General features: G+C 63.1%; 21 protein-coding genes and 4 pseudogenes. 16 read left to right on the plus strand and 9 right to left on the minus strand.

The window, feature by feature from the left end; all coding sequences use genetic code 11:
- The first annotated feature begins 3 nt into the window (after window positions 1-3).
- Complete coding sequence (locus ACD578_RS15210) at window positions 4-2,808, plus strand: DUF4159 domain-containing protein (RefSeq protein WP_404286246.1); 2,805 nt, start codon at window positions 4-6, stop codon at window positions 2,806-2,808.
- A 12-nt stretch (window positions 2,809-2,820) separates the two neighbouring features.
- A complete protein-coding gene (locus ACD578_RS15215) occupies window positions 2,821-4,893 on the plus strand; it encodes a hypothetical protein (protein ID WP_404286248.1) in 2,073 nt (690 codons plus the stop codon).
- Between the two features lie 177 nt (window positions 4,894-5,070).
- Here ACD578_RS15215 and ACD578_RS15220 read toward each other — a convergent pair whose 3' ends face one another.
- Complete coding sequence (locus ACD578_RS15220) at window positions 5,071-5,583, minus strand: GNAT family N-acetyltransferase (RefSeq protein ID WP_404286250.1); 513 nt, start codon at window positions 5,581-5,583, stop codon at window positions 5,071-5,073.
- 158 nt (window positions 5,584-5,741) lie between these two features.
- On the minus strand, window positions 5,742-6,224 hold the full coding sequence (locus ACD578_RS15225; RefSeq protein ID WP_404286252.1) for an NUDIX domain-containing protein: 483 nt from the start codon (window positions 6,222-6,224) through the stop codon (window positions 5,742-5,744).
- Window positions 6,225-6,562: 338 nt separating this feature from the next.
- Here ACD578_RS15225 and mbfA point away from each other — a divergent pair.
- From mbfA to ACD578_RS15270, 9 genes and pseudogenes are all read left to right on the plus strand, one after another.
- A pseudogene (mbfA, locus tag ACD578_RS15230) lies at window positions 6,563-7,535 on the plus strand (iron exporter MbfA).
- 54 nt (window positions 7,536-7,589) lie between these two features.
- Window positions 7,590-8,505: pseudogene (locus ACD578_RS15235) on the plus strand (metallophosphoesterase family protein).
- Window positions 8,506-8,787: 282 nt separating this feature from the next.
- The gene (locus ACD578_RS15240) at window positions 8,788-9,609 is read left to right on the plus strand and encodes a DUF4142 domain-containing protein (RefSeq protein WP_404286254.1); all 822 of its coding nucleotides are present in this window, start codon (window positions 8,788-8,790) and stop codon (window positions 9,607-9,609) included.
- Window positions 9,610-9,793: 184 nt separating this feature from the next.
- The gene (locus ACD578_RS15245; RefSeq protein WP_404286256.1) at window positions 9,794-10,492 is read left to right on the plus strand and encodes a fumarylacetoacetate hydrolase family protein; all 699 of its coding nucleotides are present in this window, start codon (window positions 9,794-9,796) and stop codon (window positions 10,490-10,492) included.
- A 125-nt stretch (window positions 10,493-10,617) separates the two neighbouring features.
- Window positions 10,618-11,463 (plus strand): lysine/arginine/ornithine ABC transporter substrate-binding protein, encoded by an 846-nt coding sequence (locus tag ACD578_RS15250; protein WP_404286258.1) that lies wholly within the window; start codon window positions 10,618-10,620, stop codon window positions 11,461-11,463.
- A 219-nt stretch (window positions 11,464-11,682) separates the two neighbouring features.
- Window positions 11,683-12,528 carry a lysine/arginine/ornithine ABC transporter substrate-binding protein gene (locus tag ACD578_RS15255; protein WP_152710283.1) on the plus strand — a complete coding sequence of 282 codons (846 nt, stop codon included), beginning with the start codon at window positions 11,683-11,685 and terminating at the stop codon, window positions 12,526-12,528.
- 135 nt (window positions 12,529-12,663) lie between these two features.
- Complete coding sequence (locus tag ACD578_RS15260; protein WP_162002866.1) at window positions 12,664-13,386, plus strand: ABC transporter permease subunit; 723 nt, start codon at window positions 12,664-12,666, stop codon at window positions 13,384-13,386.
- On the plus strand, window positions 13,386-14,111 hold the full coding sequence (locus ACD578_RS15265) for an ABC transporter permease (RefSeq protein WP_404286261.1): 726 nt from the start codon (window positions 13,386-13,388) through the stop codon (window positions 14,109-14,111). The genes ACD578_RS15260 and ACD578_RS15265 overlap by 1 nt, the downstream gene beginning before the upstream one ends.
- The gene (locus ACD578_RS15270) at window positions 14,104-14,913 is read left to right on the plus strand and encodes an ABC transporter ATP-binding protein (protein ID WP_152710281.1); all 810 of its coding nucleotides are present in this window, start codon (window positions 14,104-14,106) and stop codon (window positions 14,911-14,913) included. Before ACD578_RS15265 ends, ACD578_RS15270 begins: the two co-directional genes overlap by 8 nt.
- Before the next feature lie 47 nt (window positions 14,914-14,960).
- Here the strand turns inward: ACD578_RS15270 and ACD578_RS15275 are convergent, their stop codons facing one another.
- Window positions 14,961-15,347, minus strand: coding sequence for a hypothetical protein (locus ACD578_RS15275; RefSeq protein WP_404286263.1), 387 nt, complete (start codon window positions 15,345-15,347; stop codon window positions 14,961-14,963).
- A complete protein-coding gene (locus ACD578_RS15280) occupies window positions 15,344-15,784 on the minus strand; it encodes a DUF4112 domain-containing protein (RefSeq protein ID WP_404286265.1) in 441 nt (146 codons plus the stop codon). The genes ACD578_RS15275 and ACD578_RS15280 overlap by 4 nt, the downstream gene beginning before the upstream one ends.
- A 380-nt stretch (window positions 15,785-16,164) precedes the next feature.
- Here ACD578_RS15280 and ACD578_RS15285 point away from each other — a divergent pair, with 380 nt between their 5' ends.
- Window positions 16,165-16,662 (plus strand): YcbK family protein, encoded by a 498-nt coding sequence (locus ACD578_RS15285; RefSeq protein WP_404286267.1) that lies wholly within the window; start codon window positions 16,165-16,167, stop codon window positions 16,660-16,662.
- A 107-nt stretch (window positions 16,663-16,769) separates the two neighbouring features.
- Window positions 16,770-17,642 carry an alpha/beta fold hydrolase gene (locus ACD578_RS15290; protein WP_404286269.1) on the plus strand — a complete coding sequence of 291 codons (873 nt, stop codon included), beginning with the start codon at window positions 16,770-16,772 and terminating at the stop codon, window positions 17,640-17,642.
- On the opposite strand, the pseudogene ACD578_RS15295 reads toward ACD578_RS15290, so the two are convergent.
- The 5 genes and pseudogenes from ACD578_RS15295 to ACD578_RS15315 form a co-directional block, all read right to left on the minus strand.
- Window positions 17,643-18,412: pseudogene (locus ACD578_RS15295) on the minus strand (LamB/YcsF family protein).
- A 5-nt stretch (window positions 18,413-18,417) separates the two neighbouring features.
- Window positions 18,418-19,710, minus strand: coding sequence for a nicotinate phosphoribosyltransferase (gene pncB, locus ACD578_RS15300; RefSeq protein WP_152710275.1), 1,293 nt, complete (start codon window positions 19,708-19,710; stop codon window positions 18,418-18,420).
- Window positions 19,711-19,802: 92 nt separating this feature from the next.
- Entirely contained in the window at window positions 19,803-20,126 is a 324-nt protein-coding gene (locus ACD578_RS15305; RefSeq protein WP_152710318.1) for a cytochrome c, read from the minus strand.
- A 63-nt stretch (window positions 20,127-20,189) separates the two neighbouring features.
- Window positions 20,190-21,455, minus strand: a complete 1,266-nt coding sequence (locus tag ACD578_RS15310; RefSeq protein WP_404286271.1) for a PQQ-dependent sugar dehydrogenase — start codon at window positions 21,453-21,455, stop codon at window positions 20,190-20,192.
- A 175-nt stretch (window positions 21,456-21,630) separates the two neighbouring features.
- Window positions 21,631-22,134: a pyridoxamine 5'-phosphate oxidase family protein gene (locus tag ACD578_RS15315; protein ID WP_404286273.1), complete on the minus strand. Its 504-nt coding sequence runs from the start codon at window positions 22,132-22,134 to the stop codon at window positions 21,631-21,633.
- Between the two features lie 218 nt (window positions 22,135-22,352).
- On the opposite strand from ACD578_RS15315, the pseudogene ACD578_RS15320 reads away from it, so the two are divergent.
- The 3 genes and pseudogenes from ACD578_RS15320 (at window position 22,353) to ACD578_RS15330 (ending at window position 24,346) form a co-directional block, all read left to right on the plus strand.
- A pseudogene (locus tag ACD578_RS15320) lies at window positions 22,353-23,481 on the plus strand (P-loop NTPase).
- A 14-nt stretch (window positions 23,482-23,495) separates the two neighbouring features.
- Window positions 23,496-24,119, plus strand: a complete 624-nt coding sequence (gene mobA, locus ACD578_RS15325; RefSeq protein ID WP_404286275.1) for a molybdenum cofactor guanylyltransferase MobA — start codon at window positions 23,496-23,498, stop codon at window positions 24,117-24,119.
- Entirely contained in the window at window positions 24,116-24,346 is a 231-nt protein-coding gene (locus ACD578_RS15330; protein ID WP_404286277.1) for a sulfurtransferase TusA family protein, read from the plus strand. Before mobA ends, ACD578_RS15330 begins: the two co-directional genes overlap by 4 nt.
- Window positions 24,347-24,391 lie beyond the last annotated feature (45 nt).

Below are 24,391 nucleotides of genomic sequence, written 5' to 3' on the forward strand. Positions count from 1 at the left end.
GCGATGCTGGGCCTTCCCCTCACCTTCGCCGTTCCGCTCGTCCTGACGGCGCTTGCCGCCCTGCCGGCGATCTGGTTGCTGCTGCGCATCACGCCGCCGCAGCCGAGGCGGGTCGACTTCCCGCCTCTGAAAATTCTCGCGGATCTGCGGCCCGAACAGGAAATGCCCGCACGCACGCCCTGGTGGCTTCTGCTGCTGCGGCTGTTGCTTGCCGCCTTCCTCATCCTCGCGGCCGCCGGTCCGATTTGGAATCCGCTGGCGGAAGACAACAACCGCTCGCCGATTCTGATCATGCTCGACAACGGCTTTGCCGCCGCTCACGACTGGCGGGATCGCATGAACCTCGCGGCCGAGCGCATCGAAGCGGCCGGACGCGACGGACGCACCGTCGCGCTGGTGGCCACGGCGGAAGCTCCGGCCGCCATCGAGCTCGCGAGCCCGGCCGCCGCACTGGAACGATTGCGGTCTCTGAAACCTCTTCCGCATCTGCAGGACCGTCAGGTCCATCTCGATTCCGTCAGGCGATTCATGGAATCCACGCCAGAGGCCAACATTGTCTGGATCAGCGATGGGGTTGCGGGCGTTGAGGGACAGGGCTTCATCGACGGTTTGGCGCAAATGGCAAACGGGCAGCGGATCACCGTCCTGAAAGCGGATCGCGCCCCGGTTCTGGCCATTGCCGGCGTCGAGAACGCCAGCGGCCAGCTCAATGTCAGGCTCGTGCGGCCCGAGCCGAACGGACGCGATGCCGGAACGGTGCGTGCACTCGATCTGAAGAGCCTGCCGCTCGCCGACATGCACTTCTCCTTCGATCAGAACGCCACCGAGACGAATGTCGCCTTCGACCTGCCGACCGAGATCCGCAACGCCATCGCACGCATCGAAATCCTCGGTGAAGGCTCTGCCGGGGCCGTGCATCTTCTCGACGAGCGCGGCAAGCGCCGCCGCGTCGGTCTCGTCTTTGGTGGCACCTCCGATCAGGCCCAGCCGCTTCTCTCGCCCCTCTACTATATCGAGCGAGCGCTCTCGCCCTATTCCGAGATCCGCAACGGCCGCGGCGCTGTCGCCGATGCGGTGAACCAGCTCATCGACGAACAGGTTTCCATTCTTGTGCTGGCGGATGTCGGCGGCCTCGATCGGGAAACACTCGGCAAGGTGACGGCCTTTGTCGAGAAGGGCGGCATGCTGCTGCGCTTCGCCGGCTCCAGGCTTGCCGCCGGCAATGACGAACTCGTGCCGGTGCGCCTGCGCCGCGGCGGACGCAGCCTTGGCGGCACATTGTCCTGGGACACGCCGAAGACCTTCGCACCGTTCACCCGTGAAAGCCCTTATTTCGGCCTTGCCGTGCCAGAGGAAATCGGCATCCGCCGTCAGATCCTCGCGGAGCCGGACGGCGATCTCCCGGAGAGAACCTGGGCCTCCCTGGCCGACGGCACGCCCATCGTTACGGCGGACAAGCGCGGCGACGGCATGATCGTGCTCTTCCACGTCACGGCCGACACCACCTGGTCGAACCTGCCTCTGTCGGGCCTCTTCGTCGACATGCTGCGCCGGACCACGGCTCTCGCCGGTGCGCCGAACGATGTGAATGCGGAAGCGCGCAATGCGGAGAACGAGACCGTGGCGCCACGATTGACCCTTGACGGCTATGGCATCTTCACCTCGCCCCCGGCGAATGCCCGTGCCGTAGCGCGCAACTATGCCGAGCGTGCGAATGACGAGCATCCGCCGGGTTTCTACGGTCCCGTGGATTCGAGCCTTGCGGTGAATGCGCTTCTATCGGGCGACCGGCTCGCCCTGCTCAATTACGCTCCTCTCAATGCGCGGATCGCGCCCCTTGCCGGTTCACAGACAATCGATCTGCGCATGCCGCTGTTCATGCTGGCCCTGTTGCTCCTGCTGGCCGATACCCTGGCCTCGCTCTGGCTCGGCGGCCACCTGTCGAACCTCACTGGCCGCTTGCGCCGGGCCGGCGCTGCGGCCGCCATTGTCTTGGGCGCGTCCCTCCTCCTCAATCCGTTCTCCGACGCGAGCGCGCAGGACCGCCGATCATCCATGACCATGGAGAGCTCCAATCCCGCTCTCGTGACGCGGCTCGCCTATGTCGTCACGGGAGACACGCAGGTCGACGAGACGAGCAAGGCGGGACTGACAGGGCTGACGCAGGTGCTGAGCCAGCGGACGGCCCTTTCGCCGGGCGAGCCCATCGGGATCGATCTCTCGCGGGACGAGGTCGCGTTCTATCCGCTGATCTATTGGCCTATCGTCGCAGCGCGACCCATGCCGTCCGAGGCTGCGATCCGGCGCCTCGATGCCTTCATGAAGGGCGGCGGAACGGTGATTTTCGACACGCGCGATGCCTTCGGCAATCGTCCGGACGGAGCGCCCACCGCCGAGGGGCAGTACCTGCGCCGGATGCTGGCGAGCCTCGACATTCCCGAACTCGAGCCCGTGCCGGCCGATCACGTGCTCACCAAAACCTTCTACATCCTCGACAGCTTCCCCGGCCGCTACGCCACGGGACAGACCTGGGTCGAGGCCCTGCCGCCGCAAGCCGAGGGCGAGGCAAGCCGTCCCGCTCGCTCGGGCGATGGAGTCTCGCCGATCATCATCACGTCCAACGATCTCGCCGCTGCCTGGGCCGTGGGAGCGCGCGGCGAGTCGCTTTACCCGGTCGTGGGCAGCGATCAGCGGCAGCGGGAATTCTCGTATCGCAGCGGCGTCAACATCGTCATGTATGCGCTGACCGGCAACTACAAGGCCGACCAGGTGCACGTACCGGCCCTGCTCGAACGCCTCGGGCAGTAGGGGGAGACTGTATTGCTTTCGATCAGCTTCTCACCCCTCATCCCGACTTACGCCCTCTGGGCCCTCGGCGCGGTCGTCACCCTGCTGGCGATCCTTGCGCTGGTCTCCCGCGGCCCCGTCGCAATCCTCAGGGCGATCGCCCTCGGGCTCGTTCTCCTTGCTCTCGCCAACCCGGCGCTGGTGCAGGAGGATCGGGAGAAGGTGAAGGATATCGTGGCGGTGGTCATCGACCGCTCGACCTCGCAGACGCTGGGCGACCGCTCTCCCATGACCGACCAAGTGAGAGCCGAACTGGAGCGCCGCTTCGGTTCGCTGGCCGACGTAGATCCCCGTTTCATCGAAGCGGATGACGGCAACGGCGATGACGGCACGCGTCTGTTCGCCGCCCTCTCCAACGGATTGGCCGACGTGCCGCCGGACCGCCTCGCCGGCGTCGTCTTCGTCACCGACGGCGTGGTGCACGATATTCCGCCTTCCGTGGAAGGACTCGGCTTCAGGGCGCCGCTTCACGCGCTCATCACCGGTCGTCCCGACGAGCGCGACCGGCAGATCAAGCTTTTGGAGGCTCCCCGCTTCGGCATCGTCGGCAAGGACCAGACCATCCGCGCGCAGATCATGGAGCGCGGCGGCACGGGTTCAGCCCTCGTGACCGTGCGCCGCGACGGGCAGGTCCTCACCCGTCAGCAGGTACGCGCCGATACGCCCTTCTCCCTCGACGTGCGCATCGAGCATGGCGGCACCAATGTCGTCGAGCTCGAAGTGGAAGGCTTAGCCAACGAGCTGACGCAAGCCAACAACCGCGCTGTCGTTCCCATCGAGGGCATCCGCGAGAAGCTGCGCGTGCTGCTCGTCTCCGGCGAGCCGCATGCGGGCGAACGCACCTGGCGCAATCTCCTGAAATCCGATGCCAATGTGGACCTCGTCCACTTCACCATCCTGCGCCCGCCGGAGAAGCAGGACGGCACGCCGATCAACGAACTCTCGCTGATCGCCTTCCCGACCCGCGAGCTGTTCCAGCAGAAGATCAAGGAATTCGATCTGATCATCTTCGACCGCTACGCGAACCAGAGCATCCTGCCCTCCAGCTATTTCGAGAACATCGTGCGCTATGTGCGCGAGGGCGGCGCAATCCTCGTGGCGGCCGGTCCCGAATTCGCGAGCTACGGCAGTCTCGCGCAAACGCGGCTCGCCCCGATCATTCCGGGTCAGCCCAACGGCAGCATCGTCGAGCAACCCTACAAGGCGCGGATCACCGATACCGGCGACCGGCATCCTGTCACCCGCGACCTGCCGGGCTCCGAGCAATCGCCGCCTGCCTGGGGCGAGTGGCTGCGCATCATCGGCTCGCAGGTGCAATCGGGCGATACTCTCATGTCGGGGGCGAACGACCTGCCGCTTCTCGTCCTGCGCCGGGAGGACAAGGGCCGGGTCGCGCTGCTGCTGTCCGATCATGCCTGGCTCTGGGCCCGCGGCTACCAGGACGGCGGGCCGCATCTCGATCTCCTGCGCCGCCTCGCCCATTGGCTCATGAAGGAGCCTGCCCTTGAGGAGGAAGCGCTACGTGCGAGCGCCCAAGGGCGTGACATTCGCATCGAGCGGCAGACCATGGCGGAAACGGCCGATCCCGCGACCCTCGTCGCGCCGAGTGGTGCGGAGAGCAGCGTCCCGCTGACCGAGACGCGCCCCGGCCTATTCACCGCGCAGGTCGCAAGCCGCGAACTCGGATTGCATACGGTCCGCTCGGGCGATCTCATCACCTTCGTCAGCATCGGCCCGGCCAATCCCCGCGAGCTGATGGACGTGTTCAGCAACACGGAAGCCTTGAGTTCGATTGCCGAAGCGACGGGCGGATCGGTGCGGCGGGTCGCCATGGCGGGCGATCAGAGCATTACGGTGCCCCGCGTTCTCGCGGTGCATTCCGGCACGCGCTTTTCCGGCGGCGACTGGATCGGGATTAAGCCCAGCGACAGCGCCATCGTCCGCGGCGTGTCCGTCTTCCCCATGGCGCTCGGCTTCGTCGGTCTGGTGCTCCTGATCGGCTCGACGCTCGCCGCCTGGCTGATCGAGGGACGACGGCAGGCTTGAGCGGGATCGAGGGTGCAAATTCGGAGCGTGGCGCTCGATGAGTATGGGCCACGCTTTCACCGCCACGTCATCACCGGCCTTGTGCCGGTGATCCCGATATGAAAGGCGCAGCGCTCCACATAATCGAGATAGCCGAGACAAGCCCGGCCACGACGTCGAGGGGACGGGAGGTTTCCGCTACCTGCCTGTGTCAGGAAGAGGGCTTACCAGCCCCTTCGCGCCGGCCAGTGCCCCCTCGACCAGCTCCAGCGCTAGGAATCGGATCGGATTGACCGGCCCGGGAAGCTGCAATTGCTGCGGCGGGATGCGCTTGAATCCGAAGCGGCTGTAATAGGGCTCGTCACCTACAAGCAAAACCAGGGTGTGGCTCTTCGCCTTGGCGGCATCGAGGGAGCGGCGCATCAGGGCCGCGCCGATGCCGCGGCTCTCGAAAGCGGGCTCGACGGTGAGTGGTCCCAGCATCAGGGCGGGCACGCCGCCGGCCATCACCGGCGTCATGCGCACCGAGCCGACCAGCAGCGTGCCGACCAAGGCGGTGAACGACAGATCGAGCAGGTGGGACGCCCCTTCCCTTAGGCGCGAGGCGGTGCGGGCGAAGCGGCCGGGGCCGAAGGCGCGCTCGTGCAGGCGTTCAATAGCCTCGGAATCGATGGGTTGTTCTGTGCGGATCAGGAGCGAGAGCTCGGTCATGAACGGACTCAGGGCGCGAAGGACGGGGAAACAGAAATGGCAGCTGGACTTGATGTCAGCCGTGTCGTCGTCGCAGAATCCGGGTGATGCTCATGGGCGCGGCGTTTCCTGAAGTTGCTAGGCCATAGCAGCGTCGGGAACGTGGCGCAAATGCTCTATCACCAGTTCGTGGAGGCAGGCTGCCCCTCGAGGATTTCAGCCAAACGGTTGCGGGTGGCAACGGTCGTTCCATCGGGCAACTGGTCGAGAGGGAAGAAGCCGGCCTCGGCGATCTCTCGGTCCGGCCGTTTGGCCTCCAGCACCGTAAAGCGCCGGATCACATAGACCAGCACGTGATCGCGCCGGGAGATCCTGTTGTTGAAGAAGACGCCGAAAAGGTGAGGCGTCTCGTCCACGGCGATGCAGGCCTCTTCCCGGAGCTCGCGACCGAGCGCATCGAGGGCCGTCTCACCGGTCTCGACGCCTCCTCCTGGTAGGTGCCAGCCGGGAACGTAGGTGTGCCTGATGAGAAAGATCTGGTTCCGGTCGTCGAGAACCACGCCGCGCACACCGAGCGTCATGCCGCGGGAGAAGCGCCAGTACGTATGAAGGCTCCAGGAAATGAGGCGCGACGCCCTGCGAGGCGGCTGAGAGTCAGACATCGGACCAAGCAATCATAACAAGCTTACCGGAGGATGAATGTAGTCATTCATCAAATGCATAGCTGTTCCCGCAATTTGGCGCGTGACCTGCATTATACGAAGGTCTAAGACAGCGCCAACCAAAGGTGTTCCAATGTTTCTCGCGCTGATCCTGTCCCGTCTCAACCGCTCCGCCCGCTTCTCCTGGTCCCCAGCTCTCAACCTCGAGGACCACTCGATCTACTCGACCCTGATCCCGGGCGCGCAGTACTAAGCTTCAATCCAGCCGTCCTGCCACCGTAGGGAGGCTTGGCGACAGCCCGATTTCTTGTTTAGAATACTTCTAAACAGGAGCAGGTATGAAGTCTCTGTCCGAACTTTCCGGGCGCGAGGTTATCGCGCTCGCCATTGCCAACGAAGAGGAAGATTCGCGGATCTACCAGCATTTCGCGGATCGCATTCGCCCCGATTTCCCCGCCTCGGCCGAGATCTTCGACGGCATGGCCGAGGAAGAGCGGGCCCATCGCAATTCCCTCTATGGCTTCTATCGCTCCCGGTTCGGCGAGCATCTCCCTCCCATCCGCCGGGAGGACGTGCGCGGCTTCCTGAAGCGCCGCGCCGTTTGGTGGAGCCCCCCACCTCGACCTCGACCGCATGCGTCGCGAGGCGGAGATCATGGAGCTGCAGGCGGCGAATTTCTATGAGAAGGCCGCGCAGCAAACCCTCGACGTGTCCCTGCGCGAATTGTTCACCAGGCTGGCGGAAGTCGAGCGCGGCCATGAACGCAAGGCCAACGAGTTGCACGCGGCCCATCTGACAGAGAACGCGGAAGCCGCCGAGGAACATGCCCGCCGCAGGCTCTTCGTGCTGCAATATGTGCAGCCGGGACTGGCCGGGCTCATCGACGGCTCGGTCTCGACCCTCGCGCCCCTCTTTGCCGCCGCCTTCGCTACCCAGAACAATTGGGAGACCTTCCTCGTCGGGCTTGCAGCCTCCGTCGGCGCCGGCATCAGCATGGGCCTGACCGAAGCCCTCTCCGATGATGGCGAGATCACGGGCCGCGGCTCGCCGTGGCTGCGCGGTCTGGTCTGCGGCCTCATGACGGCAGCTGGCGGCCTCGGCCATACCCTGCCCTACCTGCTGCCGGATTCCTGGCCCAACGCCTTCATCCTGGCCACCAGCGTCGCGGCGCTCGTGGTGGCGGTGGAACTGGTCGCGATTTCATGGATCCGAACGCGATACATGGAGACGCCGTTCTGGAGCGCGACCTATCAGGTCATCGTCGGGGGCGTTCTGGTGCTTCTCGCCGGTATCTTCATCGGCAGCGCTTGACGCAAGCGGTTGCGCGCGCGAACTCTCGCTTCCACTCGCATCAACCCGGCCGCTATGTTCCGCATCGCTCATCTGACCGACCCCCATGTGGGCCCACTTCCCCGGCCGCGCCTGAAGCAGCTCCTGAGCAAGCGCCTGACCGGCTGGTACAACTGGCACAGTAGCCGGCAGGATCTTCACGACATGGAGCTTCTGGCGGAGCTCGTCGCCGACATCCACGCGCAGAACCCGGACCACATCACCTGCACGGGCGACACCTGCAACATCGGCCTGCCCGATGAATGGAAGACATCCCGCGTCTTTCTCGAAGGCTTGGGCGATCCGTCACGCGTCACCTTCGTGCCGGGCAATCACGATGCTTATGTCCGCGGTTCGCTCGAAGGTTTGATGCGCGAGATCTCGCCCTGGACCCGGGGCGATGACGGCAGCGAAGGGGTTTTTCCCTATCTGCGCCACTACGGGCCGATTGCCATCATCGGCTTGTCCTCGGCCATCCCTACCCTGCCCTTCGTGGCGAGCGGCCGGGTCGGATCAAAACAGATGAAAGCCGTCGAACAGATTCTCGGTGAGCTGGGGCGCGATCCGGGCTGCTTCCGGATCGTGCTGATCCACCACCCGCCCCATATCGGCGGTGCCGAGGCAGGCCGCAACCTCACCGACGCCTCCCGTTTCGAGAAGATGCTGTGCCGGGTCGGCGCGGAGCTCGTGTTGCACGGGCACAACCATGTGGGCTCGCTCGCCCATCTCGACGGTCCACGCGGTCCCATTCCGGTCATCGGCGCCCCTTCTGCCTCGGCCCGAAGCGGAACGCTGACCCACAAGGCCGGCTATCATCTCTTCACGATCGGGCAGGATGAGACCGGCTTTCTCCTGGCGGCCGAGCTTCGGGGACTGAGGGCCTGACGGCACGGTTGGTGGGATGGGCATGCTCTCGCTCGCACGTATCCGCCAGCCAAAAGACAAGTCTTGATCCGGCATTCCTGCCAAGCTTCTCGATATGCAGAGAATATTGCAAGGCTTCGCTTGCGGTCCGAAGCATGCAATTTCCCTTGAACCCTTGTTTTTATTGGAATTGACGCTCCGCCTTTCTTCTGGTCGCCATCGGTCTCATCCTTACTGGCACTCTATCCTTACCTTTTCTGGAACCGCTCACATCGCACTCCGTTGAACGGATGCAGCAGCCACCTATGAGCTTTGCAGGCCTGATCGGCCTCGCGTGGTGTTCTGCGATCCCGTAAACAGGAGTCACCTCATGAAAAAATATCTTGCCCTTTCGGCATTACTTGCGTCCGTTTCGGCCATTCCAGCCTCTGCCCAGGTCATGGACAGCCAGACCTACCGCATGATGGCGGCTCAATCGGATGCTTTCGAGATTGCCTCGAGCCAGCTCGCCCTCGAGCGCTCGCGCAACCCCGCCGTGCGCCGCTACGCCGAGAACATGATCCGAGATCATGGCATGACGAGCCAAGCCCTCAACGGCGGTCGCCCGGTCTATACTGCATCCGGTGAGTTCATCGGCGGCTCGCTGGGCGGCACGCTCGCCGGCGCCGGCATCGGCGCCCTCGTCGGCGGCCCGGTCGGTGCGGCAGTGGGTGCTGGCGTCGGCGCGACGGCTGGTGCCACGGCCGGCGCTGCAGCCAGCGGCTCTCCGGGTACCGCTGGGGGTACGGCAACCGGTGCTCTGGCCGGCGCTGGCGTCGGCGCCCTGGTGGGCGGTCCTGTAGGCGCGGCTGTCGGCGCCGGTGTCGGCGCGACGACGGGTGCTGCGGCAGGCCGTACGGCCGATGTGCAGTCGACGGGCTCGGTGACCCCGATCCGCCTCGGCATGCCGCTCAGCCCTGAGAAGACCGCCATGCTGAACCAGCTCGCCTCGACCTCGGGCCCGCAGTTCGATCGCCTCTATGGTCAGGCCCAGCGCATGGCTCACCAGGAGGCCCTGGCTCTTCACTCGGGTTATGCTCAGGCCGGCAACGATCAGTCACTGCGCCAGTTCGCGGCCTCCGTGGTTCCGCACCTCGAGCACCACGCCGCAGACGCTCAGCGCCTTCCGGGCGGCACGGCCCGTCGTCGCTAAGCGGCTATCTGTTTGAATCCTCTTCGCGGCGGGTCCATCGGGCCCGCCGTCTTCATGTTCGCCCAAAGAGCTACCTGAATCCTGCTTGCGGTGGCTTGTGATGCACATTCCAAGGTGTAGGAAGGCATCAGCAGGTCCTGCCTTAGGGGCCCTGTCGATCACCCCCTACATTCCGCGAGCTTCCATGGCCTACGTCATTCCCGCGCCTTCGATCCCCGCCCTCCCCGTTGCCGGCAGCCCCGACGTGTTCCCGGTCCGCCGCGTCTATTGCGTCGGCAGGAACTATGCGGCCCACGCACGGGAGATGGGTGGCGATCCGACCCGCGAGCCGCCCTTCTTCTTCATGAAACCGGCGGACGCTCTCCAGCCCGTCATGGACGGTGAACTGGCAGATCATTCCTATCCACCGAAGACCGGGAACTACCATTTCGAGATCGAGATGGTCGTGGCGCTGGGCAAGGGCGGGCGCGACATCCCTGTCGAGCAGGCCCTCGACCACGTCTTCGGCTATGCGGTCGGGCTCGACATGACCCGCCGCGATCTCCAGGACGAAGCCAAGCAGCTTCGCCGCCCCTGGGAGCTCGGGAAGGCTGCCGATCATTCGGGCCCGGTCGGACCGATCCGTCCCGTCTCGCAGGTTGGACACCCTGCCGGCGGCGTCATTTCCCTGTCGGTGGACGGCACGACCAGGCAGAAGGCGGATCTGTCCGACATGATCTGGTCCGTCGCCGAGCAGATCGCCTATCTCTCCTCCTATTTCGAACTCGTCCCCGGCGACGTGATCTTCTCCGGCACCCCGGACGGAGTGGGCGCAGTGACGCAAGGTCAGACCATGGTGGGCGCCATCGAGGGGCTGGGTGAGATCAAGCTTCGGGTTGTGTGAAGCCTGATTTACCACCTCTTGCCTTTTTGCCAAGTTTGGCTGTTACTGCGTCACGGCGCGGCCTGAGAGGGCCGCGGGCAAGTCAGGCCCTGGCGAAGCCGGGGCCCACAAACAAGGGAACGACTATGAAATTCGTTAAGACCGTCGGCTTGGCTCTTCTCGGTTCTGCTCTTGCGATCGGCGGAGCAGCCGCACAGCAGAAGACGGTGAAAATCGCCACGGAAGGCGCCTACGCCCCGTGGAACTTTACGGGCGCAGGCGGCAAGCTCGAAGGCTTCGAGATCGACCTCGCCAACGACCTGTGCGGGCGCATGAAGGTGAAGTGCGAGATTGTGGCTCAGGATTGGGACGGCATCATTCCGGCGCTCACCGCCAAGAAGTACGACGCCATCATGGCCGGCATGAGCATCACCGACGAGCGCAAGAAGACCATCGACTTCGCGGGCCCCTACGTGAACGGCCCTAACGGCTACATGGTCGCCAAGTCGTCGCCCCTCGCCAAGATGGCAGGTACGGGCCAAGCCTATCACCTCGGCACCCAGCAGGCTGCCGCCGAGAAGGCCATCGACGCTTCGAAGGAGATCCTCAAGGGCAAGACCGTTGGCGTCCAGGGCTCGACGATCCACGCCAACTTCGCGGACAAGTACCTGAAGGGCACTGCGGAAATCCGCGAGTATAAGACCACCGAACAGCACGACCTCGACCTCGCGGCCGGCCGTATCGACGCCGTCCTGGCGGATTCCACGGCCATTATGGGCACGCTCGATAAGCCGGAATTCAAGGATTACGTCATGGTCGGTCCGTCCATCACCGGCGGCCTCCTGGGTGCCGGCGTTGGTGTCGGCCTGCGTAAGGGCGACGACGAGTTGAAGAAGAGCTTCAACGAGGCGATCAATGCGGCGGTCAAGGACGGAACGGTTAAGACCCTGTCCATGAAGTGGTTCAAGGTGGACATCTCCCCCAAGGGCTGATCTTCGCTTCGATCCATGAGAGGCGCGGCTTCGGCCGCGCCTTTTTTGTATCGATCAGGCCCGATTGCGACCGAAATCGCCAGCTTGGGCGCTTTATTCAGCATGTTTAGGACTTGCGCCGGCTTGGCTTTTGAATGTTAGTTTCTGAGTACGAGATGGAGGTCCTCGACGACCCTCATCCGACAATAGGATCAGTCGAAGCTGACCAGAGGGATGACGATGAAACTCTTTAAGACATTGGGTCTCGGCCTGTTGGCCTCCGCCCTCGCCGTCGGCGGAGCGACGGCACAGGATAAGACCGTCAAGATCGCCACGGAAGGCGCTTACGCTCCGTGGAACTTTACGGGCGCAGGCGGCAAGCTCGAAGGCTATGAGATCGATCTCGCCAACGAGCTCTGCGGGCGCATGAAGGTGAAGTGCGAGATCGTCGCCCAGGATTGGGACGGCATCATCCCGGCGCTTCAGGCGAAGAAGTACGACGCCATCATGGCCGGCATGAACATCACCGACAAGCGCCTGGAGACGATCAACTTCTCGCTTCCCTATGCCGCCACTCCCCACGGCTGGGGCGTGATGAAAGATTCTCCGCTCGCCAAGCTGGCGGGGACCGGCACGACGGTGAGCTTTGAAAAGGACCCTGAGGGTGCGAAGAAGGCAATCGAAGCCTGGAAGTCGCTTTTGAAGGGCAAAACGATAGGTGTGCAGGGTTCGACCGTGAACGCACAGTTCGTGGAGCAGTACTTCAAGGATACGGTCGAGATCCGCGAGTACAAGACGACAGAGCAGCACGACCTCGACCTGACCGCCGGCCGCGTCGACGCGATCTTCGCAGGCCACGGGGCCTTGAAAGCCACACAGGAGAAGCCGGAGTTCAAGGATATGGTCATTGCCGGCACGGGCATGCGCGGCGGCGTATTGGGCCGGGGTGTCGCCGTGGGCATGCGCAAGGAGGACACGGAGTTGAAAAAATCCTTCGACGAGGCGATCCAGGCTGCGATCAAGGACGGCACGATCAAGAAGCTGTCCGAGAAGTGGTTCAAGATCGACGCTACTCCGCAAGTCTGACGAGATCGTGCTGGAAACAAAGTCGCGGGTCCTGCTAAACGGACCCGCGACATGATCCGGTCAAAGGCCGGATTTGACAGATCCTGTCTTACCCTCTGCTTTCGTGAGGGGAGGCATTTTCAGGAAAGTTGAAGCGTGCAGCAGCTGAGCTATTTCGAGCTCGTCGGGTTCGGCCCCAACGGTTGGGGATGGGCTCTTCTCACCGCGGCGGGGATGACGATCGCCGTTGCCCTCTGCGGTTTCCTCGCCGGCTCCGTCGTCGGAACCCTGGTGGCCTGGGGGAAGATCGGGGGCAATCTCGTCACCCGAAGCCTGGCGGACGGCTACACCACCGTCCTGCGCGGCATTCCCGATCTGCTCGTGATCTACCTCTTCTATTTCGGCGGCAGCGCGGCGCTCGGCGCTATCGGCAGCCTGTTCGGAGCCGAAGGCTTCATCGGCGTGCCGGCCTTCGTCACCGGTGCCCTGGCCATCGGCATTGTGTCGGGCGCCTATCAGGCGGAGGTCTTCCGCGGGGCCTATCAGGTCGTGAACCGGGGCGAGATCGAGGCGGCGCGATCCGTCGGCATGCATCGCTGGCTCATGTTCCGCCGCATCATCGCGCCTCAGGTTCTGCGCTATGCCATCCCGGGTCTCGGCAACACATGGCAGCTGGTGCTGAAGGAATCGGCCCTGATCTCCGTGACGGGCCTCGTCGAGCTGCTGCGCCAGTCGCACATTGCGGCAGGCTCGACCCGCCGTCCGTTCGACTTCTACATCACGGCGGCGGTTCTCTACCTGCTTATCACCTGGGTTTCGACCTATCTGTTCCAGCGCGCGGAGTCCCACTCGATGCGTGGCATGCGGAGGGCTTCCTGATGGACTTCGCTTTCATGCGGGATACCTTCCTGACCCTGATGAGCGGCGTGCCGCTGACGCTGAACCTGGCCTTCACATCCGTCGCGTTCGGCGCCATTTTCGCGATGCTCCTGGCGCTGATGCGCATGTCGAGGGTCAAGGCCCTCGACTGGCCAGCACAGGCCTATGTCTTCGTGTTCCGCGGAACGCCTCTGCTCGTGCAGATCTTCTTGATCTATTACGGCCTCGGGCAGTTCCGTCCGACGCTGCAGGAATGGGGCTTGTGGACGTTCTTCCGCGAGCCTTACTGGTGCGCAGTGCTGGCCCTCACCCTCAACACCGCAGCCTATGCCAGCGAGATCATGCGTGGCGGCCTGCAATCGGTGCCTTACAACCAAGTCGAGGCGGCGCGGGCCTGCGGCATGTCGGGCTTCCTGCTCTTCCGCCGCATCGTCTTCCCCATCGCGGTCCGTCAGGCCCTCCCCGCTTACGGCAGCGAGATCATTCTCATGGTGAAGGCCACGTCGCTAGCTTCCATCATCACCATGATGGAAGTGACCGGGCTTGCCGCGAAACTCATCTCGCAGACGTTCCGCGCGGTCGAGGTCTTCATCGTTGCGGGATTGATCTACCTCATTCTCAACTTCATCATCACGCGCATTATCATGGCCATCGAATGGTGGCTCTCGCCTCATCTGCGCCGCCCCCCGGCCATCGAGCCGCGTCTGGAGGCCGCCCATGTCTAACGGAGTTGCATCCTTGTCGACCCAATCTGCGTCCTCCGAGGCCGCGTCTGCCGTCTCCGTCAACAATCTGCGCAAGAGCTTCGGAAACCTCGAGGTGCTGAAAGGCGTCTCGCTCAGTGCGAAGGAGGGCGATGTCATCTCGATCCTCGGCGCATCGGGCTCCGGCAAGTCGACCATGCTCCGCTGCATCAACATGCTGGAGGTGCCGGATTCCGGCGACATCCGCATCGGCGGCGAGACGATCGGCCTGAAGAAGGGCCGCAAGGGCATGGAGCCTGCCGATCAGCACCAAGTGGATCGCATCCGCTCGCGCGTCGCCATGGTGTTCCAGAGTTTCAATCTCTGGTCCCACATGACGATCCTGGAGAACGTGATCGAAGCTCCGGTGCACGTGCAGAAGCGCCCGAAGGCCGAGTGCATCGCTGAAGCCGAGGAGCTGCTGAAGAAGGTTGGCATCGTCGACAAGCGCAATCAGTATCCCTCCCATCTCTCCGGCGGCCAGCAGCAGCGCGCCGCCATCGCGCGGGCGCTCGCCATGCATCCCAAGGTGATGCTGTTCGACGAGCCGACCTCCGCGCTCGATCCGGAACTCGTCGGCGAGGTCCTGCGCGTCATGCGCTCGCTCGCCGAGGAAGGCCGCACCATGCTGGTGGTGACGCATGAGATGGGGTTTGCCCGCGACGTGTCGAACCGGGTCGTGTTCCTCCACAAGGGCGTGGTGGAGGAGGAAGGCACGCCGGCAGACGTGTTCGGCGCTCCGAAATCCGAGCGCTTCAAGCAGTTCATCTCAAGCCATCGATAAGGCCTGAAACACGAAGGGCGAAGCGGCATCCGCTTCGCCCTTTCGCTTTATCGCCTTTCGATCCGCCGGATCGGATGCTGTCCTGACGAGGGCGGAAACGGGCCCGGCGCGCGGGGATCGATCCGAGACCCACGCCAGTCATCGACACGCTGATCGCGGCTTGAGCCGCTCAGGAACAGGCCGAGCAGGGCCGGAACGGCGAGGATCACCAGCGAGACCAAACCCCAGACCACGACGATGGCGCCAAGCCCCAGGCTGCGCAACGTCATCAAAGCCCAGGACAGCCACTCGACCGTCTCGGGGTGGCCGGTGACGATATCCGCATTGCGCGCCGCAAAGCCGCCGAAGAAATCGAGCAGCCCGTAGGCGCCCCACGCGAACAGAGACCACACCGCAACGGCGATCCAGGCCAGAATCCAGAGGAGGCGTTTCATTCGCGCTCCTCCACCCGAACGGCCGTGCCGTCGATCTCACGCGGCCCGCGCTTGGGCGTACCCAGATGCTCGTGGATGATCCGAAGATTGCGTTGATTGGCCTTGAAGAAGACGTCGAACACGTCGCCCGCCAGCGGGATCGCACCAATGGCCGTATCGACCGCGACGTTGCCGATCATGCGCGCGATCTTCCAGCGCGGCAATCCGAGCTGACGCGCCTCCCAGATGATGTAGCTGGCGAGAGCGGCCGAAATCATATCGCCAATGCCTGGCACGAGACCCAGCACGGCATCGAAGCCGATGCGCCGGTTCAAGCCGGGAATCATCACGGCGTTGTCCAGCAGTTTTGCGACGAGCGTGACGCGTGCGATCGCATCGGCCTGGGTCGGGCCGGCGGTCTTGATAGCGTCGAAAACGGCGCTATGAGCAGTGTTCATTCCTGTCTCCACGTGGCCAATTCCATGATTGGCACAACGGGCACTGATGTGTGCATTCCGACAGACTTCTGCAAGATTGCCGCCCTGTTATCCCATAACTCACCCAAAATTTCCTCTGATAGGATTCCTTGCAAACTAAAGCTTTGCCGACGAACCAGGGTCTCTGATCCTTCAGACCCGTTTAGGTGTTCTTGCCTAGCGCCAAGCTTATCTTAGGTAGCGGTACCTAACGTTGCGTACTCAACCGTCAGTTACTGACCAATAAAAAGTGGATGCCGTTGGAAGGACCATTTCGGCGGCAGTGACTTTGTGGGGGCTCAGAACGGGAGAACCCGATGAGCACTGTTTACCGAGTTCGTCACGCGTCCAGGATGACACTCATGACGGGCGCGTTTTTATTGGGCCTGACTCCGGCTGCGCTCAAAGCGGGCGATGAGGACGGCGAGATCATCCCTCCTGCGCAATATGCCAGCCTGCCCTCCGACAACCGCACCGACGATCCCGGCGTCACCGGAAGCCTGCCGAACACAAAGACTCTTTCCGGCTTCGCGTCGCTCGTATATCAGGGGGCGATCACCCTGCGCGCAAGTGCTCCGACCAACTGCACCCCTGGTGATCTGCGCGATGTGGTGGCATCCGTTGCGGAGAAGTTCGGTCCCGTCAGCGTCGAGTCCACCCACCGCACCAGCGGACGCAACTGGCGCGCCGGCGGAGCCCGCCATTCCCTGCATCTCTCCTGCCGCGCTGTCGATTTTCGCGTACGAGCCCGCGCGAGAGGCGTCATGGCCTATTTGCGGGCGCACCCGCAGGTCGGAGGTCTCAAGATCTATCGGAACGGGATCATCCATATCGACAATGGGGAGCGCCGCTCCTGGTGACGATCCGCACCATTTCCGGCACCGAACATACGTCTCATCTCTGCCTTTGTTGACGGAGAGTATCGGCGGAACTGGCGCCGCGGCGAAAACTGTAAGACAACAGCGGGATGTTCGAGACTTTCACACACCGCCAAATCGAAACCTCCGGAGCCGTCATCAACTTCCGCCATGGCGGAAGCGGACCGCCCGTCCTTCTGCTGCACGGGCATCCGCAAACCCATGTCATGTGGCATAAGGTGGCTCCGAAGCTTGCCGAGACCTACACGGTTGTCTGCGCCGATCTGCGCGGCTATGGCGACAGCTCCAAGCCTACGACGACGCCGGATCACGAGCCCTATTCCAAACGGGCCATGGCGCGCGATCAGGTGGAGATGATGCAGGCCCTCGGCTTCGAGCGCTTTGCCGTCGTCGGACACGACCGCGGCGGGCGCTGTGCCTATCGCATGGCTCTCGACCATCCGGAGCGAATCGCCGCCCTCTCCGTTCTTGACATCATTCCCACCGCGGAGCACTTCCAGCGCACGGATATGGCCTTCGCCATGGGCTACTGGCACTGGTTCTTTCTCGCCCAGCCGCACCCCATCCCCGAGCGCCTGATCGCGTCGGATCCGGACACGTTCTACCTTCGCCGCGGGCGCTCGCTCTTCGATGAAGCGGCGCTCGCCGAGTACCGTCGCTGCTACACCGATCCGGAAACGATCCACGCCATGTGCGAGGATTACCGGGCCGGCGCCACCATCGACATGCGCCTCGACGAAGAGGACCAGCGGACAGGCCGGCGCATCGCCTGTCCGGTGCAGGCCCTCTGGGGCCTGAAGAACGGGCTGGAGCGCTGGTACGACGTTCTCGCCGTATGGCGTGACTGGGCCGGCCATGTGGAAGGTCACGGCATCGATTGCGGCCATTACCTCGCCGAAGAGGCGCCGGAGGAAACGCTGGCAGCCCTGCAGCCTTTCCTCGCAAGGGCTTTCAAGGGCTGATCAGCGCTGAACGCCTGAGAACGGCACGATGGCGATGCCGTTCTCCTCCAGCTTTGCACGAACCGTCCGGGCCATGACGACCGCGCTCGGTTCGTCGCCGTGAACGCAGATCGTGTCGAACTGAACGGGAATGCGTTTGCCGGAGGTCGTCGTCACCGCCTTGTCCAGCACGGCACGCAGCACACGCTCGGCCGCCGCATCGGCATCATGCAGGACGGAGCCAGGCCTCTTGCGGCTCGTCAGCGTTCCGTCGTCCTCGTAAGTACGATCGGCGAAGAACTCACGCGCGACCTTCACGCCAATCGTCTCGGATGCTTTCTCCATCAGCAGTCCAGGCATGCAGACGTTGACGAGGCCTGCATCGACGCCCTTGATGGCGCGGGCGATGGCAAGGGCGAGATCCATGTCTTCGTTCGCCATGTTATTGAGCGTACCATGCGCCTTCACATAGGTGACCTTGTGTCCGGCAAGCGCCGCGACCGCCTGCATGGCACCGATCTGATAGGCCACCATGCGCTCGATTTCGGCAGGGCTGTCGCCTCGGATCACCCGGCGGCCGAAGCCGTGCAGATCGTTGAAGCCCGGATGGGCGCCGATGGCGACGCCCTTGCGCTTCGCCGTCTCCGCCGTGCGGAACATGATGGACGGGTCGCCCGCATGGTAGCCGCAGGCGATGTTGGCGGAGGAGACAATGTCGAGCATCGCCTCGTCATCCCCATCGGCCAGGGGCCGTAGCCTTCACCCATGTCGCAATTGAGATCGATGATCATATCCGTCACACCAGAACAGGCTGGGCCGTTTGCTGCCCCACTTGGAAGATGCGCTTGTAGCGCTCGATTTCCGACTTCGGCCCCATGGCTTTCGTCGGATTGTCGGAGAGTTTCACCGTCGGCCGGCCATCGGCCGAGATGACCTTGCAGACGATGGAGATCGGGTCGAGCGCGCCATCGGGAGCAAGGCCGCGGAAATCGTTGGTGAAGAGCGTGCCCCAGCCGTAGCCGATGCGCATGCGGCCGCGGAAGTGCTGATGGATCCGCTCAATCACATCCACGTCAAGTCCATCGGAGAAGATCGCGAGCTTCTCACTCGGATTCTGTCCGCGCTGGCGCCACCATTCGATGGCCTCCTCGCCACCCTCGATCGGATCCTTCGAATCCACGCGGATGCCCGTCCATGACGCCACCCATTCGGGGGCATTCTGCAGGAAGTTCGTGGTGCCGTAGGTATCGGGCAGGATGACGCGGAGGTTGCCCTCGTAATCCTGCTGCCAATCCGCCAGCACCCGGTACGGCGCTTCGGCCAGTTCCTCATCACTGTCGGTCAGGGCGGCATAGACCATGGGTAGCTCATGGGCATTCGTGCCGACGGCCTCGACCTCGCGGCGCATGGCGATGAGGCAGTTGGACGTGCCGAGGAAGGAAGGGCCCAAGCCCTCGATCATCGCCTGTACGCACCAATCCTGCCAGAGGAAGCCGTGCCGCCGCCGCGTGCCGAAATCGGAGATAGACAGATCGGGAAGCTGCTTGAGTCGTTGGATCTTCTCCCAGACCCGTGTCATGGCGCGGGCATAGAGCACCTGAAGCTCGAACTTTGCCATGCCTTTGAGCACACCGCGGGAGCGCAGCTCGTTGAGGATGGCCAGCGCCGGGATCTCCCACATGGTGGTCTCGATCCAGGGGCCGTGGAAGGTCAGCACGTATTGACCATCCTCCTTCTCGAGCAGGTATTCCGGAAAGCGGAAGGTCTCCAGCCAGTCCATGAACTCCGGCGAGAACATCTGCCGCTTGCCATAGAAGGTATTGCCGCGCAGCCAGGTGGACTCGCCCCGCGTCAGGGACAGGCTGCGCACATGGTCAAGCTGCTCGCGCAGTTCACCGGCATCGATGATGTCGGCCAGACGGATGCGGGTGGTGCGGTTATGGATACCGAACGTAACCTGCACGTCGCGGTGGCGTCGAAAAATCGTCTGCGCCATCAGAAGCTTGTAGAAATCCGTATCCAGAACGGACCGGACGATCGGATCGATCTTCCAGGTATGGTTGTAGACCCGGGTTGCGATATCCGCCATCCCCTGCTCCATGCCACTCAAAGGAGGCGAGACAATAGCGAAGGGGCGTCCGGGATGAAAGAGTGCCGGCTACAAGACTTTCAGGAGCCACTTCACGGCGGCAGGACATCGACCTGGATCGAGGCGTAGTAAGCCGCCACATCGGCGATATCTTCGTCCGACAGCTCTTTCGCTACAATGTTCATGGTCTCATGCTTGCGGTCACCTGAGCGATACTCCGTCAGGCTTTTGACGAGATAGGGTTCGATCTGACCGGCCAGATTGGGTGCCTCCGGGTTCTTCGACAGCCCGTCGAGACCATGGCAGGCTTGGCAGGTCGTAATTTTCTGGCGTCCTGCCCGAGCATCCGCCGCGTAGGAATGATCGACAAGGACAACGCTCAGGAAAATCCCTGGCAGAGCCAAGGCACGGATCATCTTCATGACTGACCTTCTGGAAGAGCTTGGGCGTGCCCGGTGGCACGCCCATCGAAGCAGGCCTTACCGGCCTTCGTAAGAGATCCGGTAGATCGCACCAGCCGTATCGTCCGATACGAGAAGGGAACCGTCAGGCAGCATGGCCACATCCGTCGGCCGTCCGAGGTATTCTCCGTTCTCCGTCAGCCATCCCTCGGCGAAGACCTGCGGCTTGTCCGCCGTGCCGTCCTGCTTGATCGGGATGAACATGACCCGCGCGCCGATCGGCTTGGTGCGGTTCCAGGAGCCGTGCTGTGCCGTGAAGACGCCGCCCTGATAGGTCTGCGGGAACATCCTACCCGTATAGAACATCATGCCAAGATCGGCCGCGTGCGGATCCATATCGGCCTGCGGTCCGATGACACCTGCCGGCACTGGATCGTCCTTGTACTCGACCGTGCGGACGGTGCCGCCGCCATAATAGGGAAAGCCGAAATTCTGTCCCATACTGGCGATCCGGTTGAGTTCTCCGGGAGGCTGATCGTCCCCCATGCCGTCGACCTGGTTGTCGGTGAACCACAGCGACTTGTCGGCCGGATTGAAGTCGATGCCGACCGAGTTGCGAATGCCGGTCGCATAGACCTCGCGATTCTTGCCATCCTGATCCATGCGGATGATGCCGCCGATGCCAGTACGCTTGTAAAGATCCAGCTTGTCTTTCGCCGGCACGTTGAAGGGCTGGCCGAGCGCGATGTAGAGCTTGTTGTCCGGTCCAATCCGGCACACGCGAGCGGTATGGTTGAAACTCTCCTCCGTGGGAGGAATGAGATCGCCCTGCTTGGCTACGACGAAGGCTGCGACATCCGGCCCTTCATAGAAGAACTCGGCGGCCGGGAATTGCAGCACCCGGTTCTGCTCCGCCACGTAGAGAACTCCGTCGCGCGAGAAGCAGACGCCGTTCGGGATCTTGAACGCGACCGATGGCGCGAACTGCTTGACCTCGTCGGCAACCCGATCCTTGTCGCGATCCGTGACGGCATAGACGTTGCTCTTGCGGGTGCCGACAAAGACCACGCCGGCATTAGGGCCGACGGCCATGTGACGCGCATCCGGCACAATCGCATAGAGATCGATCTTAAAACCGGCCGGGAGCTGGATCTTCTCAAGGTTCTTCCGTATGGCATCGGCGCGACGACCTTCCTGCGGTATCGGCCGCGGCTCGGCGGTTCCGGTGCTTTGGAACGATGAGAGCTTTTCCAGGTTGCCCGTTGGGCTCTGGGTTGCAGGCTGAGCGAAACTCGAGGACGCGAAAGCAACACATGAGACTGCGGCAAGTAGGACGGATTTCATTGTTTCCTCCCGAGGACTGCCCCTAACAGATTGTTATTATGAACGCCGTACGGATGTTCTCCGCCTTATTTGTTGTTTTGCAACTATACCTAAGCTTGTAACGTAGAGGTAGGATAAATTAAGACAAAGAAAAGGGGCCGCATACGGCCCCAAATGTTTCGCGATGCAGCAAAGATCAGCTGAGATTGACCTTCGCCTGATCGCCGGGATTGGGCTGCTGACCAGTGATGGCGGCCTTCGCGTAGCCGTAGAGATGCACCAGCGTCGAGGACGGGCTATCCCAGTATTCGCCCTTGGCCGGATGAACGCGGATCAGGGCAATCTGCGGATCGTCCACGCCTTTCGGGAACCATGCACGCAGGGGCTCCGACCATTTCTCCTCGATCTTCGCCTTGTCGCGCACAATCTCGGCTTTGCCCGTCACCGACACATAGGTCTGACTGCTCGGATCGGAATAGGCCAGGTTGACCTCGTCGTCGCGGGAAAGTTCCGTCGTCTTGGGTGACTGGATCTGGGTGAAGAACCAAAGGTCCCCATGCTCATCCGCCTCCTGGTTGTGCATGGGCCTGCTGTGGAGAGTCCCGTCTGTATCGACAGTGGTCATCATGGCGATCTTCACGTCCTTGATCAGCTCATAAAGCTTCCCGGCATTCGGATCGTTATGGCCGTGCTGGTGCATCGTTGTCTCCTCGATCTTGTGTAATTCGCTCTCGGGAATGATCAGCGAAGGCCGTGACGCGACCGGTCGAACCGGCTCCCGAGGGATCGGGTGAACAACGGACAAGGTGCAGTTTGGTTCGGGATATTGCGACTGGACCGCCTGAGACCGTCTTAACGTGCGCGCTCTTGGCCTATACATGAGAGGGCGGAAAACCTCAGAGCCATCCAGGAGATTTCATCGTGGCAATTACCCGTGAGCATGTGCTGCAGGCTCTGTCGACCGTTCCGGTCGATGCAAACGGAACCGACCTCGTTGCCTCGGGACGGTTGTCGGACGTGGTGGTGGACGATGCGGGCCGGGTCATGTTCTCGATCACCATCGAACCGTCCGAGGCCGCGAGCATGGAACAGGTGCGCCAGGCCGCCGTCACGGCCGTGCAGGGCCTGCCGGCCGTGAAGGGCGTCTTCGCCAGCCTCACCGCCGACCGACCCGCCGGTTCCGGCGGGTCGGCCCCTCCCCGGCCGCGCCTCAGCGACCACGGGCGGCAGCCCAGCCCAGGAACCAGCGCATTCCCGGCGTGCAGCAGGTGATCGCCGTCGCGTCCGGAAAGGGTGGTGTCGGCAAGTCGACGACCGCCTGCAACCTCGCTCTCGGGCTGAAAGCTCTCGGGCTGAAGGTCGGCCTGCTCGATGCGGATATCTATGGCCCATCCATGCCGAAGCTTCTCGGCATTCACGGCAAGCCGCGCCTGCTCGAAAATCGCATTCTCGAGCCTATGGAGGCTTACGGCCTCAAGGTCATGTCCATCGGTTTCCTTGTCGAGGAGGAAGCCGCCATGATCTGGCGCGGGCCGATGGTGATGTCGGCTATCACTCAGATGCTGCGGGAGGTCGCTTGGGGTGATCTCGATGTGCTCGTGGTCGACATGCCGCCTGGCACGGGCGATGCGCAGCTCACCATGGCGCAGGCCACGCCGCTCGCTGGCGCCGTGATCGTTTCGACGCCGCAGGATCTGGCTCTCATCGATGCACGGCGCGGCGTGTCCATGTTCAAGCGGGTGGAGATCCCGATCCTCGGCATCGTCGAGAACATGGCCACCTTCATCTGCCCTCATTGCGGCCAGAGTTCCCACATCTTCGGCCACGGGGAGCGCGTGAAGAGGCTAAGCGCCTTGAGGTTCCCTTCCTCGGCGAAGTTCCGCTCAACATGACAATCCGCGAGTTATCGGATGCCGGCCGCCCAGTTGTCGTCGCCGATCCGGAAGGTCCACATGCCAGGATCTACAAGGACATGGCACAGCAGGTCTGGACTTCCCTCGCGGGTGGTGCGCCAGCGAGGCCCGCGCCGCGAATCGTGATCGAGTGAACAGGCCCGGCACAATGCCACCCTCCACCCTCGGTGTCATTCTGGCGGGAGGCCTTTCCCGCCGCATGGGAGGGGGCAACAAGTCCCTGCTCGTCTTCGAGGGGCTTACGCTCCTCGAGCATGTGGCGCGGCGCCTTGCCCCGCAATGCGAAAGCGTGATCATCAATGCGAACAGCGCACTTCCGCGCTTCAAGAATATGCCTTTTCCTGTCGTGCCGGATTCGATTGCAGGTTCCCTGGGACCGTTGGCGGGCATCCTGACAGCTCTCGAATGGACTGCCACACATCGCCCCGGCATCGAGTGGATCGCCAGCATTCCAGGCGATACGCCTTTCATCCCCCTGGATCTGGTACCGCAACTGCATGAGGCGCGTCACGAAGCCGAACGGCCTCTCGCCTGCGCCTCTTCTGGCTCGCAGGTTCATTTCGCTGTCGGCCTCTGGCCCGTTTCTCTACGACAGGATCTGCGTCAGGCGCTCTTGGAAAAAGGCATGCGCAGTGTAAGAGACTGGGCGGGGCTCCATGGATATGCCGAGGCCCCCTGGCCCGTTGAGCCTGTTGATCCGTTCTTCAACATCAACACGCCAGACGATTGGGCGGAGGCGAAGGTTTTAGCGCAGCGGAGGCGCAGGCGATGACCGAACTTGACCTGTCCGGTCTGAAGTGCCCGCTGCCGGTTCTGCGCACGCGTAAGGCTCTGCTCTCCATGGCGCCCGGCGAAAGGCTGTACGTCATCTGCACGGATCCATTGGCGGGCATCGATGTCCCCAATCTGATCCGCGAAACCGGCGATGTCTTGGAGAAGCAAAACCAGGAAGCCTCCCGGATCAGCTTCCTGATCCGCAAGGCGGACAAATCCGCATGAAAAAGGCCCGGCCGATGAGCCGGGCCCGTCTTATTGACTTCGTTC

The organism is Microvirga sp. RSM25 (assembly GCF_044784385.1).
GTDB lineage: Bacteria > Pseudomonadota > Alphaproteobacteria > Rhizobiales > Beijerinckiaceae > Microvirga > Microvirga tunisiensis.

What these genes read in the sequence shown, in the direction of transcription:
- ACD578_RS15330 (WP_404286277.1), top strand. Translation starts at nt 24,116, where the DNA reads ATGACCGAACTTGACCTGTCCGGTCTGAAGTGCCCGCTGCCGGTTCTG.
- ACD578_RS15285 (WP_404286267.1), top strand. Translation starts at nt 16,165, where the DNA reads ATGACGGGCGCGTTTTTATTGGGCCTGACTCCGGCTGCGCTCAAAGCG.
- ACD578_RS15265 (WP_404286261.1), top strand. Translation starts at nt 13,386, where the DNA reads ATGGACTTCGCTTTCATGCGGGATACCTTCCTGACCCTGATGAGCGGC.
- ACD578_RS15245 (WP_404286256.1), top strand. Translation starts at nt 9,794, where the DNA reads ATGGCCTACGTCATTCCCGCGCCTTCGATCCCCGCCCTCCCCGTTGCC.
- ACD578_RS15240 (WP_404286254.1), top strand. Translation starts at nt 8,788, where the DNA reads ATGAAAAAATATCTTGCCCTTTCGGCATTACTTGCGTCCGTTTCGGCC.
- ACD578_RS15275 (WP_404286263.1), bottom strand. Translation starts at nt 15,347, where the DNA reads ATGAAACGCCTCCTCTGGATTCTGGCCTGGATCGCCGTTGCGGTGTGG.
- ACD578_RS15250 (WP_404286258.1), top strand. Translation starts at nt 10,618, where the DNA reads ATGAAATTCGTTAAGACCGTCGGCTTGGCTCTTCTCGGTTCTGCTCTT.
- pncB (WP_152710275.1), bottom strand. Translation starts at nt 19,710, where the DNA reads ATGGCGGATATCGCAACCCGGGTCTACAACCATACCTGGAAGATCGAT.
- ACD578_RS15280 (WP_404286265.1), bottom strand. Translation starts at nt 15,784, where the DNA reads ATGAACACTGCTCATAGCGCCGTTTTCGACGCTATCAAGACCGCCGGC.
- ACD578_RS15315 (WP_404286273.1), bottom strand. Translation starts at nt 22,134, where the DNA reads ATGCACCAGCACGGCCATAACGATCCGAATGCCGGGAAGCTTTATGAG.
- ACD578_RS15310 (WP_404286271.1), bottom strand. Translation starts at nt 21,455, where the DNA reads ATGAAATCCGTCCTACTTGCCGCAGTCTCATGTGTTGCTTTCGCGTCC.
- mobA (WP_404286275.1), top strand. Translation starts at nt 23,496, where the DNA reads ATGCCACCCTCCACCCTCGGTGTCATTCTGGCGGGAGGCCTTTCCCGC.
- ACD578_RS15225 (WP_404286252.1), bottom strand. Translation starts at nt 6,224, where the DNA reads ATGTCTGACTCTCAGCCGCCTCGCAGGGCGTCGCGCCTCATTTCCTGG.
- ACD578_RS15220 (WP_404286250.1), bottom strand. Translation starts at nt 5,583, where the DNA reads ATGACCGAGCTCTCGCTCCTGATCCGCACAGAACAACCCATCGATTCC.
- ACD578_RS15290 (WP_404286269.1), top strand. Translation starts at nt 16,770, where the DNA reads ATGTTCGAGACTTTCACACACCGCCAAATCGAAACCTCCGGAGCCGTC.
- ACD578_RS15270 (WP_152710281.1), top strand. Translation starts at nt 14,104, where the DNA reads ATGTCTAACGGAGTTGCATCCTTGTCGACCCAATCTGCGTCCTCCGAG.
- ACD578_RS15255 (WP_152710283.1), top strand. Translation starts at nt 11,683, where the DNA reads ATGAAACTCTTTAAGACATTGGGTCTCGGCCTGTTGGCCTCCGCCCTC.
- ACD578_RS15305 (WP_152710318.1), bottom strand. Translation starts at nt 20,126, where the DNA reads ATGATCCGTGCCTTGGCTCTGCCAGGGATTTTCCTGAGCGTTGTCCTT.
- ACD578_RS15210 (WP_404286246.1), top strand. Translation starts at nt 4, where the DNA reads ATGCTGGGCCTTCCCCTCACCTTCGCCGTTCCGCTCGTCCTGACGGCG.